A 13,897-nucleotide genomic window follows, 5' to 3' on the forward strand; every position below is an offset into this window, starting at 1 on the left:
GGTTACCCCGAATGGACGTCAGTGATTTTTACCAAACCTTCTTTGAAGAAGCCGACGAGCTGCTGGCAGATATGGAACAACATCTGCTGTTGCTTGACGTGGCGGCGCCTGACAAAGAGATGCTTAACGCGATTTTCCGTGCCGCGCACTCCATCAAAGGCGGCGCCGGCACCTTTGGTTTTACCGTGTTGCAGGAAACCACGCACATCATGGAAAACCTGCTGGATGACGCGCGGCAGGGCAAGCTGTCGCTCACCAGCAACATCATCAATCTGTTTCTGGAAAGCAAAGACATTATGCAAAGTCAGCTCGATGCGTATAAAGCCTCGCAACAGCCCGATCAGGCCAGTTTTCACGCCATCTGCGAAGCGCTGCGCCAGATTGCGCTGGCGGATAAACAGCCGCCGGTCGCGGCGGTTGAGCCGCAGCCGGTCACGGTCGTGGCACCGTCCGGCGCTGATGAGCAGACGCTGGTGGTGACGCTGCGCGAGGTGGCGCAAAACGAACAGGCGCTGCTGCTGGAAGAGCTGGCGCACCTCGGTGCGGTGGTGCAGCAGGATAGTAGTGACACGCAGTTGCAGGTTGAATTGCGCAGCACGGCGTCGGCGGAGGAGATCAGCGCGGTGCTGTGCTTTGTGCTGGACGCCGGACAAATCAGCGTCAGCGTCAAAGCGGAACCGGCTGCCCCGGTTCTGAGCGCGCCGGCCAGCGCGGTGGCGGAGACGGTCAGCGCACGCCAGGCAACAGCCGCACCGCGCGCCGCTGCCGCCGAATCAGGCAGTATTCGCGTGGCGGTGGAGAAGGTCGATCAGATCATCAATCAGGTCGGCGAGCTGATCATTACCCAGGCGATGCTGTCGCAGCTGTCCGGGGTGCTTGATCCGGCGCATCATCATGCATTACTCAGCAGTATCGGCCAGCTGGAGCGCAACGCGCGCGATCTGCAGGAGTCGGTTATGTCGGTGCGCATGATGCCGATGGAGTACGTGTTCAGCCGTTTTCCGCGTCTGGTGCACGACCTCGGCGGTAAGCTGCAGAAAGAGATCGAGCTGACGCTGAAGGGCGGTTCCGCCGAGCTGGATAAGAGCCTGATTGAACGCATCATCGATCCGCTCACGCATCTGGTGCGCAACAGCCTCGATCACGGCATCGAGCCGGTTGAGGTGCGCGTGCAGAAGGGTAAACCGGCGAAAGGTAACCTGACGCTGTCAGCGGAGCATCACGGCGGCAATATTGTCATTGAGGTGACCGATGACGGCGCCGGGCTGAACCGCGAGAAGATCCTGGCGCGCGCCCACCAACAGGGGTTGAGCATCAGTGATAATGCCAGTGATGAAGAAGTGTGGATGCTGATTTTTGCCGCTGGCTTCTCGACCGCCGAGCAGGTGACCGATGTCTCCGGACGCGGCGTCGGCATGGACGTGGTGCGCCGTAACATTCTGGCGATGGGCGGGCATGTCGAGGTGCATTCCGAAGCCGATCGCGGTACCACCATCCGCATTATTTTACCGCTGACGCTGGCGATCCTTGACGGCATGTCGGTGATGGTTGGCGATGAAGTCTATGTGCTGCCGCTCAGCAGCGTGATGGAGTCGCTGCGTCCGTCTGACAGCATGCTCAACCGCCTGGCGGGCGATGAGCAGCTGCTGCAGGTGCGCGGTGAGTACCTGACGCTGATTGAGCTGAAGCAGGTGTTTGCGATCCCCGGTGCGCCGCGCCAGACGCGCGACAAGATTGCGGTGATAGTGCAGAGCGCCGGCTGCCGCTATGCGCTGCTGGTGGATCAGCTGATTGGCCAGCATCAGGTGGTGGTGAAGAACCTGGAAATGAACTATCGCAAAGTGCCGGGTGTTTCCGCCGCCACCATTCTCGGCGACGGTAGCGTGGCGCTAATCCTCGATGTCGTCGGTCTGTCGACGCTGGCAAAAAGTCAGAAACTCGAACACAAACACGGTTAAGCCTGAATGAAAAATGAATGCGGGAGCACGCAATGAATCTGGTCGGTACAGATAAGCTGGTGGTCGATAATAAGATGGGTCACGAATATCTGATTTTTACCCTCGGCAATGAAGAGTACGGTATTGAAATTTTAAAGGTGCAGGAGATTCGCGGTTACGATCGCGTTACGCGCATTCCTAACGCGCCGGAGTTTATTACCGGCGTGACCAATCTGCGCGGCGTGATTGTGCCGATTGTCGATCTGCGTGTGAAATTCCAGCTCGGTGCGGCGGATATTAATCAGGATACGGTGATTATCGTGCTGAATTTGCACGAGCGTATTGTCGGCATTGTGGTTGATGGCGTGTCGGACGTGCTGGCGTTAAATGATGAGCAGATTCGTCCGGCGCCGGATTTCTCTGCCACGCTGTCGACCAAATATTTGCTGGGTCTCGGTTTGCTCAATGAGCGGATGCTGATTCTGGTGGATATTGAGAAGCTGTTAAATAGCGAAGAGATGCAGATTATTGCGCGCCTGGCAGATAACGCGCAGGCCTGATTAAGATAGGCTGACTTTGATGCCGCAGCGTGTAATCGCGTTGCGGCTTTTTTTATGTCTGTCGGGTAAGGGAGTGGCTACCCGTGCGCTTGCCGGGCAACTCCTCGCGCCGCTGCGCGGTACCTGCGGTTTTCCCGCCACGCCGGACGGACCGGCCGGTATCGGTCATCCTGACCGGCCCGGCCTGATTCCCGCGTCCTGCGGGAATCTCCTGGCGTGACGTAAAAACCTCAGCGCTGCGGCGCCCTTGCAACCGCACGGGTAACCGCTCCCCCATCATTCCGTGCAGTTTGCGGCATAAAAAAAGGCTGCCGGCGGATTATCGCGGGCAGCGTTTTTTAGCCAATCAGACGGGTGTCTGACGGTCGCCATAAATGGCGACCCTACAGGGAATTGCGGTGTTTATTGACGGTCGCCATAAATGACGACCCTACAGGGGATTGCGGTGTTTATTGATGGTCGCCATAAATGGCGACCCAGCAACGGCTGGCCGTGTTTTTGGTGATCACCAGAATGGCGACCCAACGGCGGCTGGCCGTGTTTTTGGTGATCACCATGAATGGCGATCCAATGGCGGCTGACCGTATTTTTGTAGGGTGCGCATTCATGCGCACCGTCAGGTAAATCAGTGATTAACGCAGCAGAGACAGCACGTTCTGCGGTACCTGGTTGGCCTGCGCCAGTACTGAGGTACCTGCCTGCTGCAGGATGTTGGCGCGGTTCATGGTGGAAACTTCTGAGGCGAAGTCCGCATCCAGAATTCGTGAACGGGATTCTGCCAGGTTGGTCACGGTGCTGTCGAGGTTGGTGATCACCGAGGCAAAACGGTTCTGTGTCGCACCCAGGTGTGAGCGCAGGGTATCAACCTGTGCCAGCGCGTCATCCAGGTCTTTCAGCGTGCTTGGTGCAGCCAGCTGAATTTGCTCTTCAGTTGCATCGGCGCCTTTCGCGAAGGTCACGGTGCCCGCGGCATCAAACGTTGGCGTCATGACAGTGGCCACATCAGCGCCTTTATCATCTTTACCAATCGCCACAAATACATCTTTACCCGCATCGTCGGTGTATTTATAGATATCACCTGAACCGGTGGCGGTGAAGGCTGCATCTTTCGCCGCTTTCAGCGTGGCGTCATCCAGCTTCACTTCCACGTCGTCAGCGCCCGCTTTGCCTTTCAGCGTGGTACCTGCCGCCAGTTTGGTCGAGTTAGAAAGTTTCGAGATATCCAGCTTGTCCAGGCCGAGGGTTTCGGTGTTCATTTTGCTCAGGTTGATCTCAATGGTTTCGCCATCGTTTTTGCCTACCTGGAACTTCAGAGACTGATCTTCGCCCAGCACTTTCACGCCGTTGAATTCGGTCTGCTCAGAGATACGGTTGATTTCTGACAGGCGCGAGCTGATCTCTTCCTGGATTGACTTACGGTCAGACTCAGAGTTGGTGCCATTCTGCGCCTGTAGCGCCAGACGGCGGATATTCTGCAGGTTATCGTTCACCTCATTCAGCGCACCTTCAGTGGTCTGCGCGATGGAGATACCGTCGTTGGCGTTACGTGATGCCTGTGACAGACCGGTGATGCTGGCGGTGAAACGGTTGCTGATGGCCTGACCGGCAGCATCGTCTTTGGCGCTGTTAATACGCAGACCGGAAGAGAGGCGCTGGATCGCGGTGCCCAGAGAGCCCTGAGATTTGTTCAGGTTGTTCTGAGCAACCATGCTGAGTGCGTTGGTATTAATGACCTGGGCCATGATGTTTCCTTATTGAATTAAAATAACCACAACGTGCTGAGAAAATACAATGCGTCGCGCTGACGCTTACCTATTCCATCGGTGCTGGATGAATTCCCTAAAATATTTTTTCAGCAAAAAATTGCACGCTGTATCAAACCTGCGAAATACGCACACTTCTGGCGCTAATTAAGCGCTTTGTTTTTGGTGGTGAAAAATTAATAGCCGGATAAGCGCACGACTCTGTGGCGGCGGTGAATTTTTATGTGCAGGCGAAAGGGAAAAAATTAAACTTATTGGCGCAATCCCCGATGTCCTTAATAGACACAGCGAATTGCTGCACACCTCGATTATAGGGAGAATCATATGGCAGGCTTCTCATCGCTCGGTATCGGCTCTGGCATTGATACCGGCGCAATGCTGGAACAGATCCAGCAGGCAGAGCTGACCCGATTAAAACCTTACGCCACTCTGCAAACCAATTATCAGGGCAAAATATCCGCGTGGGGGCAAATCAGCAGCGCGCTGGATAAATTAAAAGACAGCGTAAAGGGATTGACCGATAACGGCTTCAGCACGCTGACGCCGGGCAAAAACGACGCCTTCACCGTGACGCTCGGTAAAGGTGCCAGCGCCAACACCCATAAAGTGGTGGTCCACGAGCTGGCCGCCGCGCACAAACTGGCGACGGCGGGGCAGGAGAAAAAGGATCAGCTGCTGGGCGGCGATGAGGCAACACGCACCCTGACCATCACCACCGGTGACGGTGAAAAGCTGGATATCGAGCTGAGCAAAGATGAAACTTCGCTGGAGCAGATCGCCAAAAAAATCAATAACGCCGATGGCGACGTCACGGCCTCGGTGCAGCGCACCGATGATGGCTACCAGCTGGTGCTCACCGCGAAGAAATCCGGAGAAGACGGCAGGATGTCAGTTGCGGTGACCGGCGACGATAAGCTCGATGGCCTGCTCAATACCCAGACCGGCAGCATCGAAGAGAAAGTCGCGGCCAAAAACGCCGAACTGAGCGTCGACGGCATCAAATACACCCGCTCCAGCAACAATATCTCCGACATCATCGATGGCGTGACGCTGGAGCTCAAGGCCAAATCCAAAGATCAGGTGGAAGGCGAACAGCTCACCCTGACCAAAGATAACAGCGCCATCAAAACTACGCTGAAGAGCTTCGTTGAGCAGTACAACGCGCTGCAAAAACTGGTGGGCACTGCCAGCAAGTTTGACCAGGACGGCGCGAAAAAAGACGGCGGCGGCAGCAACGGCGTGCTGATGGGCGACATCATGCTGCGCGGCATGATGAGTGAAATCCGCACCTCGATTAACGGCGTGGTGGGTGAGGGCACGGCAGAGGTGTCGTCGCTGGCCGATATTGGCATCACTATCGACACCGCCAGCGGCGAAATGCGCCTCGACGAGAAAAAACTCGATGCGGCGGTGGCCGATCATCCCGAAGCGATCGGCGAAATGTTCATGGGGCGGGGCGAAAAAAACGGCATCGCCGGCCAGCTCAACGCCATCTTCGATCAGTACCTCGGCGATGGCACCTCAAAGGATAAAGGCGCGATCAAGCTGGCCACTGATGGACTGGATGAGCAGGTCAAGCGCATGCAGGAGCAGATTGATCGTACCCAGGCGCTGATCGACAAAAACGTCGAGCGCTATCGGCAGCAGTTTATCGCGCTGGAAAAGACCATGGCGCAGATGAACAGTATGAGTAACCAGCTCTCCTCGGTGATTGCCACCCTGTGATAGCTTCCGCGGCGGCGCACGGCGCCGTCGGTCAGATAACGGAGTCATTATGTATTCACCGGCCGGACGGCACAGCTATGCGCGCCTGGATCTGGAAACACAGCTGGCGGGCGCGTCACCGCATCAACTGATTACCATGCTGCTGGATGGCGCGCTCAACGCCATGCAGCGCGCGCGCATCTACTTTGAGAAAGGCAACGTGGCGCGGCGCGGCGAAATGCTGTCGCGCGCCATCAATATCATCGATAACGGTCTGCGCCCGGCGCTGGATCATGAGGTCGGTGGCGAAATCGCTCAGCAGCTGGAGAGTCTGTACGACTACGTCTCGCGCACCCTGCTGAAAGCCAATCTCACCCATTCAGCGGCAGAATTGCCCGCCGCGATTGACGTTATCGCCACGCTTTCCCGCACCTGGAAAGAGATTGAACCCAAGGTAAAAGCGACCCGCCATGGCTAATTCCCGACTGACATCTGAATATGAACAGATTTTTTTACTGAACCTGTCGCTGCTGGAGATGGCGCGTCAGGGCAGCTGGCAGGACTTCTCCCGGCTGGCAGAAAACTATGTGGTGCAGCTCAATCAGCTGATGCAGCACCAGCCGACGCTGGAAGCGTGCGAGCGTGAAGAGCTGAAGCAAATTCTGCAAACGCTGCTGGATAATGAAAACGAGATGATGCAGGCGCTGAGCCAGCGGCTGACGACGCTGAAGCAGGAGATGGTGGCGCTGGGACGCGGCAAACAGTGTACCCAGGCGTATGCCAGCCTGTTGCCCACACGCATGCACTAACGCGCAGGGCGTTTTATCTGCCGTTTAAAGCGGCTGATAAAGCGTCTTGTTGCTTAACGATAATTCACCGTCAGCTGATTACTGACGATCTGCACCTGCGGTAACAGCGCGCCTTTACTGGCCACGCTATAAACAAAGCGAAACGGACCGGCCGCCGCAAAGTGCGCACCAGGCCGCAGCGTACCCTGTAATCCCTCCAGCCTGAGACAGCGATCCACGCTGCACAGCTTAATACCCAGTCCCGGCGGTGCCGCGCGCAGCAGCGTAATCCGCCAGCTGAGCTGCGTCACGCTGGCCGCAGGCGGCAGCGCGCGCGGTGCGCGCAGTTCGGGGGTGGTCAGCAGCTGACCGCCAACCTGCAGCTGACCACCCGCCCGCGTGGCCTGCCACGACCCGGCGGCCTGTGCGCCGAACGGCAGCGCGCTGATCAGCAGCAGCAGGGCGCGCTTTTTCACTCCGGACCGCCAATCAGATAGGTCATGCGCACGCTGCGATTACTGCTGATCTCCTGGCTGGCCAGCACCGCCAGTTGCGGGAATACGCGGCGCAAAAAGCGCGACAGCATCAGACGCAGCGGCTGATTCACCAGCAGCACCGGCGGTGCCCCAATCGCTTCCTGTTGCAGGATGGCTTTCTCCGTGTGTTTGATCAGCTTTTCCGTGATGCCGGGCTCGATCGGGCTGCCGTTCTGCGTGGCCTGAATCAGCAGGCGCTCAAGATTGAGATCCAGGCCAATCACCTGCAGTTCATCATTCCCCGGGAACCACTGCTGGGTGATGGCGCGGCCGAGCCGCACCCGCACCTGGGCAGTTAAGTCGTCGGCATCGCTCAGCTGCGGCGCAAATTCGGCCAGCGTGTCGATGATGGTGCGCATGTCGCGAATCGACAGCTGTTCGGTCAGCAGATTCTGCAGCACCTTATGGAAGGTGGTGAGTGAGATCACGCCGGGGATCAGATCCTCAACCAGCTTTGGCATCTCTTTGGTCAGGCGATCCAGCAGCTGTTGCGCCTCCTGCCGGCCAAACAGCTCCTCGACGTGGGTGGCGATCAGCTGGTTGAGGTGAGTGGCGATCACCGAACTGGGATCGACCACGGTGTAGCCAAGCGTCTGCGCCTGCTCGCGCATCACTTCATCAATCCACACCGCCGGCAGACCAAACGCCGGTTCCTGGCACGGCGTCCCGGCGATGTCACCTTCGGCGCAGCCGGGATCGATCGCCATCCAGCGATCCGGGAAGCTTTCGCTGCGGCCAATTTCGACACCTTTGAGCAGAATGCGGTAGTGGGTGGGCGGCAAATCGAGGTTATCTTTCACGTGCACCGACGGCGGCAGAAAACCGCGTTCCTGGGCGAATTTCTTGCGGATGCCGCGAATACGCGTCAGCAGCTGGCCCTGCTGGTCACTGTCGACCATCGGGATTAGCCGGTAGCCGACCTCCAGCGCCAGCGTATCTTCGATCTCCACATCCGACCAGGAGGCTTCGCTCACCTGCGCCGCCTCGGCGCTTTTCGCCTCAGCGGCACGCTGCGCTTTATCCTGCGCGGCGGCATCCGGCTGGCCCTCTTTGCCGCGCAGCCACCACGCCAGCGCCAGCAGCGCGGCGGTAAACAGCAGAAACACCAGGTTCGGCATGCCCGGAATCATCCCCAACAGACCAATCACCCCGGCCGCCAGCACCATTACGCGCGGATTGCGGAACAGCTGGCTGACCATCTGTTCGCCGACATCCTGCTCGCTGGCCACGCGCGTCACAATCACGCCGGCGGCGGTAGAGATGATCAGCCCGGGGATCTGCGCCACAAGGCCGTCGCCGATGGTCAGCAGGGTATAAGTCGTGGCGGCATCGCCGAAGCTCATGTCGTGCTGGCCGACGCCAATCACCAGCCCGCCGAGAATATTGATGGCCATGATCAGCAGCCCGGCGATGGCGTCGCCGCGCACAAATTTGCTGGCACCGTCCATAGAACCGTAAAAATCCGACTCCTGCGTGACGTCCTGACGACGGCGGCGCGCCTCCTCTTCGCCGATAATGCCGGCGTTCAGGTCGGCATCAATCGCCATCTGCTTGCCGGGCATGCCGTCCAGCACAAAGCGCGCGCCGACTTCGGCAATACGTCCGGCGCCTTTGGTGATCACCATAAAGTTAATGATGATCAGAATAACGAACACGATAATGCCGATGGCGAAATTGCCGCCCACCAGAAAGTGGCCGAACGCTTCCACTACCTGACCGGCCGCACTGTCGCCGGTATGGCCGTTCATCAGAATCACGCGCGTCGAGGCGATATTCAGCGCCAGCCGCAGCAGCGTGGAAAACAGCAGCACGGTAGGGAAGGCGGAAAAATCCAGCGTGTTCTGGGTGAACATCGCCACCAGCAGGATCATCAGCGACAGCACGATGTTAAAGGTAAACAGCAGATCCAGCACAAACGGCGGCAGCGGCAGAATCATCATCGCCATGATGGTCATGATCAGCACCGGACCGGCGAGGATCTGCCACTGTGTCTGGCGCAGATTGGGCAGGCGAAGTTTGGTGGTTAAACTGGACATCACTCAGGGTTCTCACGGGCAAAATCCAGCGCCGCGGGCACCGGAAGATTAGCAGGGGTTTGCGGCGCCAGGCCGTAGCCTTTACGCCAGCGGCGCAGGCTGTAGACCCAGGCCAGCACTTCCGCCACGGCGGTATACAGACTGGCGGGGATGGCTTCACCGATTTCGCAGTGGCGATACAGCGCCCGCGCCAGCGGCGGCGCTTCCAGCATCGGGATGGCATGTGCGCTGGCTGCTTCGCGGATGCGCAGCGCGATTTCGCCCGCACCTTTTGCCAGCACCACCGGCGCGGCCATCTTGTCTTCGCTGTAGGCGAGGGCCACCGAATAGTGCGTCGGGTTGTTGACGATCACGTCCGCTTTTGGCACATCGGCCATCATGCGGCTGCGCGCGGCGTTGCGCTGGATCTGGCGAATGCGTCCTTTCACGTGCGGGTCGCCTTCGCTCTGTTTGAATTCGTCGCGAATCTCCTGGCGGCTCATGCGCAGCTTTTTCAGGTGGCTGATTAGCTGCCAGAAGATGTCGTAGCCGACCATCGGCAGCGCGGCCAGTACCACCAGCAGCAGGCAGCGCGACAGCAGGCGCAGGCCGTCGTGCACGCCGCTGCCGGGGGGCTGCCACAGCAAATGGATATAGGCGTTTTTGTTGGCCAGCAGAAACACGCCGCAGGCCACCGCCGCCAGCGTCACTTTCAGCACGCCTTTCAGCAGTTCGCTCAGCGTTTGCGCCGACAGCATGCGCTTCAGGCCTTTCAGCGGCGACAGGCGGGTGACATCCAGCTTGATGGCTTTCGCGCTCAGCGTCACGCCGCCGAGCAGGGCCGGGGCGCACAGGGCAGTGAGCAACAGACCGGCCGCCAGCGGCAGCATGGCCAGCAGCGCCAGCTTAAGTAGCGCACCAGCCTGCAGCAGCATCTGCTGTGGGTCGAACGCACTGGCGCGCTCAATCTGTAAACCCTGCTGTAACAGCGCCAGCAGCTGATGCGCCAGCCGCTCGCCACCCAACAGCAACAAGCCCCAGCCCACCAGCAGCAACAGCACCGAGGTCAGCTCGCGCGAGCGCGGGATCTGTCCTTCTTCCCGTGCCTTTGCCAGCCGCTGGGGCGTGGGGTCTTCGGTTTTTTCGACGTCGCTCTCGTCTGCCATGTTTCAACCCGAACGCTTAAAACCCGAGGGAATCCAGCAGGTCATCCACCTGCTCCTGGGTCGCCACGACGCCGGCGCGTGACTGATCGATCTGCGGGCCATTCTTCAGGCTGGTGTTATGCAGCATGGCACTTGGCAGAATCTCCGGCATGTTCTCAATCAGCACCTGAATCAGTTCGTTCTCGACGCTCTCAATCAGCGTCATCATGTTCTGAATCACCTGACCGGTGAGATCCTGGAAATCCTGCGCCATCATGATCGCCATCAGCTGCTCGTTGGTTTGCCGGGTAATTTCCGGCGTAGCGGCGAGAAACGCGCGGGTGTCGATCACCAGTTCGCGCGCCTGCGACAGCGGCTGCGGCTCGTCAAACCAGGCATCCCAGCGCGCGCTCAGGGCGCTGGCACGCTCGCCGAGCTCCACCTGCAGCGGACGGGCGATCTCGACGCTGGTCAGCGCGCGATCCGCCGCCTGCGAGGTTTTGCCCACCACATAGTTGAGACGCTCGCGCGTGTCCGGAATCGCTTCGGCCACCTCCATGATGGCGCGATCGAGACCGAGGTTGGCCACGCTGTCGCGCAGCTGGCGCGTCAGTTGTCCGATACGGGAAAAAATCTCTTTGAAGTTATCGGTGGCTTCTTTGTTTTGTGCCCCTTCCATCGTTACCACCCAAGTTTTTCGAAGATTTTGCCGAGTTTTTCCTCGAGCGTGGCGGCGGTGAACGGCTTCACCACGTAACCGCTGGCACCGGCCTGCGCGGCGGCGATGATGTTCTCTTTCTTGGCTTCGGCGGTCACCATCAGCACCGGCATGGTGCGCATGGCGGCGTCGTTGCGGATAGCGGTCAGCAGCTCCAGACCGTCGAGGTTGGGCATGTTCCAGTCGGTGATGACGAAATCGATATTGCCGCCGCGCAGCTTGTTCAGCGCATCCTGGCCATCTTCCGCCTCGTCAATATTGCTGTAGCCCAGCTCCTGCAGCAGGTTGCGCACAATGCGGCGCATGGTGGCAAAATCATCTACCACTAAAAAACGCAGGTGGGGGTTGGCCATGAAGTTATTCCTCTCAATCAATTAACGGGTTATCGCGCCTGCGGCACAGCGCCGGCGCGGTTAAGCAGCTGTTGTCCAATCTGCGGCAGGTCAACGACTTCGCAGGCAGCATTAAGGGCAATTGCCTCGCGCGGCATGCCGAACACCACGCAGGTTTTTTCACTCTGTGCCAGCGTCCAGGCGCCGGCCTGACGCATCGCCAGCAGGCCGCGCGCGCCGTCCGATCCCATGCCGGTAAGAATGGCACCGACGGCGCGTTTGCCAGCCACGCTGGCTACCGAGTGAAACAGCACGTCCACCGACGGGCGATGGCGGTTGATCGCCGGCTGCTGATTCAGGGCAAGCTGATAGTGGCCGCTGCTGCGCGCCAGCGTCAGGTGATAATCGCCCGGCGCGATGTAGGCATGGCCTGGCCGCACCGTTTCGCCATCCTCGGCCTCTTTCACCGTGATGTGGCACAGCAGATTGAGCCGCTGGGCAAACGAGCGGGTAAAACCGGGCGGCATGTGCTGGGCGATGACGATGCCGGGGCAGTCGGCGGGCAGGGTGGTCAGCACGCGGCGCAGCGCTTCAGTGCCGCCGGTGGAGGAGCCAATGGCAAACAGCGTGTCGCGCGCGGCGCGTAACGGCATGATCACCGGTGCGGCGGGCGGCAGCGATTCCTGGCGGCGCAGCCGCACCTGAGCGGCCGCGCGGATTTTCTCGCACACCAGCTCGCTGTAGAGCGCCATGCTGCCCGGCTGGCGCAGTTCCGGCTTGGCGATAAAATCCACCGCACCGAGCTCCAGTGCCGTCAGCGTGGTTTCTGACCCCTGCGTAGTAAGCGAAGAGATCATGATCACCGGCATGGGCCGCAGGCGCATCAGGCGCTGCAGAAACTCCAGCCCGTCCATGTGCGGCATCTCAACGTCGAGCGTCAGCACATCCGGGTTGTACCGCTTGATCAGCTCGCGGGCGATCAGCGGATTGGCGGCGGTCGCCACCATCTCCATGTCCGGCTGCTGGTCGACGATGCGCGTCATCAGGTTGCGAATCAGCGTGGAGTCATCCACGCACAGCACTTTGATTTTATTCATCCGCGCGCTCCGGCGAGGCAATACACCGACTGACCGCGCAGGCGGAACGGGCCGTTGAGCTGGTTAAAATGTTCGGAGTGGCCGGCAAACAGCAAACCACCCGGTTTCAGCAGGGTGGCGAAGCGCCGCATCAGCGTTTCCTGCGTCGGCTGATCAAAATAGATCATCACGTTGCGGCAGAAGATGGCGTCGAACGGGCCGGGAATCTCCCACTGCGCGCTGAGCAGATTAAGCGGCTGATAGTGAATCTGGCTCAGCAGCTCCTGACGTATCTTCACCTGTTGCGCATTGATGCCGGTGCCGCGCAGCAGATAACGCTTTTTTTGCTCAGCGGTCAGGCTGTGGATATCGGCGAGACGATAAATGCCTGCCTGGGCGCGCTGCAGGACTTCGGTGTCGATATCGGTGGCCCACACGCGCGGCCCGGCCAGCGGACGGCCCAGCACGGCGTCCAGCGTCATGGCGATGGAGCAGGGCTCTTCGCCGGTGGACGCGGCGGTACACCACACGTTATAGCTGCCGCCGCGCTGGCGGGCGTGCTCGGCCAGCAGCGGAAAATGGTAGGCTTCGCGGAAAAAGGAGGTCAGGTTGGTGGTCAGCGCGTTAATAAACACCTGCCACTCGTCGCTGTGGCTGTCCGCTTCCAGCCGGTCGGTATAGGCGGTGAAAGAGGCGAGACGCAGCTCGCGCAGTCGCCGCGACAGCCGGTTATATACCATGTCGCGCTTCTGCGGGCTCAGCACAATGCCGGCGCGCTGGTAAATCAGCGCGCTAATCTTAGACAGTTCCCGGTCGGTCAGTGCGGTCTTAACCTGATGCTGAACCGGACTGAGTTTCAGGGTATTTATATCGGTCATGAAAAACCTACCCGCAGGCGGAGAATATCAGCCTTGGCTAATAAGCTGCTGCGTTAAAAGTGGAGAATGAATAAGCGTGCCTGGGTGACATTACTGGCGAAATAATGACGGTGACTTACACCGCCATATTCATTATTTCCTGGTAAGCGCTGACCATCTTATTGCGCATTTGTATACCAAAGGTTAATGCCATCGCGGCTTTTTGCCCGCTGATCATCACATCGTTTAATTCCACACCGGCATCGCCCAGCATAAAGCGCTGACTCTGCTGCTTTGCGTCTGCCTGCAAATGATTAAGCTGCTGCAGGCTGCTGGCGAGCGCGTCGCCAAAGGCCGGCACACCGCTGGCGGGCGCGTCCGGCGCGCGGCGCGACGGTTCAGCCAGCTGTGCTGCCTGGCTTTGAATTTGACTGACTACCGATTGCATTGCTGAAAAGGACATGCC

At 59.3% G+C, this 13,897-nt stretch carries 15 protein-coding genes; 6 read left to right on the top strand and 9 right to left on the bottom strand.

Annotated features, from left to right (window positions below; translation table 11 throughout):
* Positions 1-11 precede the first annotated feature (11 nt).
* The 3 genes from cheA (at position 12) to CBW22_RS26410 (ending at position 3,121) form a co-directional block, all read left to right on the top strand.
* Positions 12-1,958: a chemotaxis protein CheA gene (gene cheA, locus CBW22_RS21015; RefSeq protein ID WP_088517774.1), complete on the top strand. Its 1,947-nt coding sequence runs from the start codon at positions 12-14 to the stop codon at positions 1,956-1,958.
* Positions 1,959-1,990: 32 nt separating this feature from the next.
* Positions 1,991-2,497, top strand: a complete 507-nt coding sequence (locus tag CBW22_RS21020; RefSeq protein ID WP_058757455.1) for a chemotaxis protein CheW — start codon at positions 1,991-1,993, stop codon at positions 2,495-2,497.
* A gap of 468 nt (positions 2,498-2,965) precedes the next feature.
* Complete coding sequence (locus CBW22_RS26410) at positions 2,966-3,121, top strand: hypothetical protein (protein WP_176428161.1); 156 nt, start codon at positions 2,966-2,968, stop codon at positions 3,119-3,121.
* Between the two features lie 8 nt (positions 3,122-3,129).
* Here the strand turns inward: CBW22_RS26410 and CBW22_RS21025 are convergent, their stop codons facing one another.
* Entirely contained in the window at positions 3,130-4,239 is a 1,110-nt protein-coding gene (locus tag CBW22_RS21025) for a FliC/FljB family flagellin (RefSeq protein ID WP_088517775.1), read from the bottom strand.
* A 345-nt stretch (positions 4,240-4,584) separates the two neighbouring features.
* Between CBW22_RS21025 and fliD the strand changes: the two genes are divergently transcribed.
* From fliD to CBW22_RS21040, 3 genes are read left to right on the top strand one after another with little or no spacing between them, the layout of a single operon-like run.
* Entirely contained in the window at positions 4,585-5,985 is a 1,401-nt protein-coding gene (fliD, locus tag CBW22_RS21030) for a flagellar filament capping protein FliD (RefSeq protein ID WP_088517776.1), read from the top strand.
* A gap of 49 nt (positions 5,986-6,034) precedes the next feature.
* Positions 6,035-6,442 carry a flagellar export chaperone FliS gene (fliS, locus tag CBW22_RS21035; RefSeq protein WP_058757458.1) on the top strand — a complete coding sequence of 136 codons (408 nt, stop codon included), beginning with the start codon at positions 6,035-6,037 and terminating at the stop codon, positions 6,440-6,442.
* Entirely contained in the window at positions 6,435-6,773 is a 339-nt protein-coding gene (locus CBW22_RS21040; protein ID WP_088517777.1) for a flagellar protein FliT, read from the top strand. Before fliS ends, CBW22_RS21040 begins: the two co-directional genes overlap by 8 nt.
* Positions 6,774-6,826: 53 nt before the next feature.
* Here CBW22_RS21040 and CBW22_RS21045 read toward each other — a convergent pair whose 3' ends face one another.
* The 8 genes from CBW22_RS21045 to fliE form a co-directional block, all read right to left on the bottom strand.
* A complete protein-coding gene (locus CBW22_RS21045) occupies positions 6,827-7,228 on the bottom strand; it encodes a flagellar protein FlhE (protein WP_254919551.1) in 402 nt (133 codons plus the stop codon).
* Complete coding sequence (gene flhA / locus CBW22_RS21050; protein WP_088517778.1) at positions 7,225-9,324, bottom strand: flagellar biosynthesis protein FlhA; 2,100 nt, start codon at positions 9,322-9,324, stop codon at positions 7,225-7,227. The genes CBW22_RS21045 and flhA overlap by 4 nt, the downstream gene beginning before the upstream one ends.
* Positions 9,324-10,469 carry a flagellar biosynthesis protein FlhB gene (gene flhB / locus CBW22_RS21055; protein ID WP_088517779.1) on the bottom strand — a complete coding sequence of 382 codons (1,146 nt, stop codon included), beginning with the start codon at positions 10,467-10,469 and terminating at the stop codon, positions 9,324-9,326. Before flhB ends, flhA begins: the two co-directional genes overlap by 1 nt.
* A gap of 16 nt (positions 10,470-10,485) precedes the next feature.
* A complete protein-coding gene (cheZ, locus tag CBW22_RS21060) occupies positions 10,486-11,127 on the bottom strand; it encodes a protein phosphatase CheZ (protein ID WP_088517780.1) in 642 nt (213 codons plus the stop codon).
* Between the two features lie 2 nt (positions 11,128-11,129).
* Complete coding sequence (gene cheY / locus CBW22_RS21065; RefSeq protein ID WP_058757464.1) at positions 11,130-11,519, bottom strand: chemotaxis response regulator CheY; 390 nt, start codon at positions 11,517-11,519, stop codon at positions 11,130-11,132.
* A 29-nt stretch (positions 11,520-11,548) separates the two neighbouring features.
* A complete protein-coding gene (locus CBW22_RS21070; RefSeq protein ID WP_088517781.1) occupies positions 11,549-12,595 on the bottom strand; it encodes a protein-glutamate methylesterase/protein-glutamine glutaminase in 1,047 nt (348 codons plus the stop codon).
* A complete protein-coding gene (locus CBW22_RS21075) occupies positions 12,592-13,452 on the bottom strand; it encodes a CheR family methyltransferase (protein WP_088517782.1) in 861 nt (286 codons plus the stop codon). The genes CBW22_RS21070 and CBW22_RS21075 overlap by 4 nt, the downstream gene beginning before the upstream one ends.
* Positions 13,453-13,567: 115 nt before the next feature.
* A complete protein-coding gene (gene fliE / locus CBW22_RS21080; RefSeq protein ID WP_058757467.1) occupies positions 13,568-13,894 on the bottom strand; it encodes a flagellar hook-basal body complex protein FliE in 327 nt (108 codons plus the stop codon).
* Between the last annotated feature and the right edge of the window lie 3 nt (positions 13,895-13,897).

This window comes from Pantoea sp. VS1, from assembly GCF_002207995.1.
GTDB classification, from domain to species: Bacteria; Pseudomonadota; Gammaproteobacteria; order Enterobacterales; family Enterobacteriaceae; genus Pantoea; species Pantoea dispersa.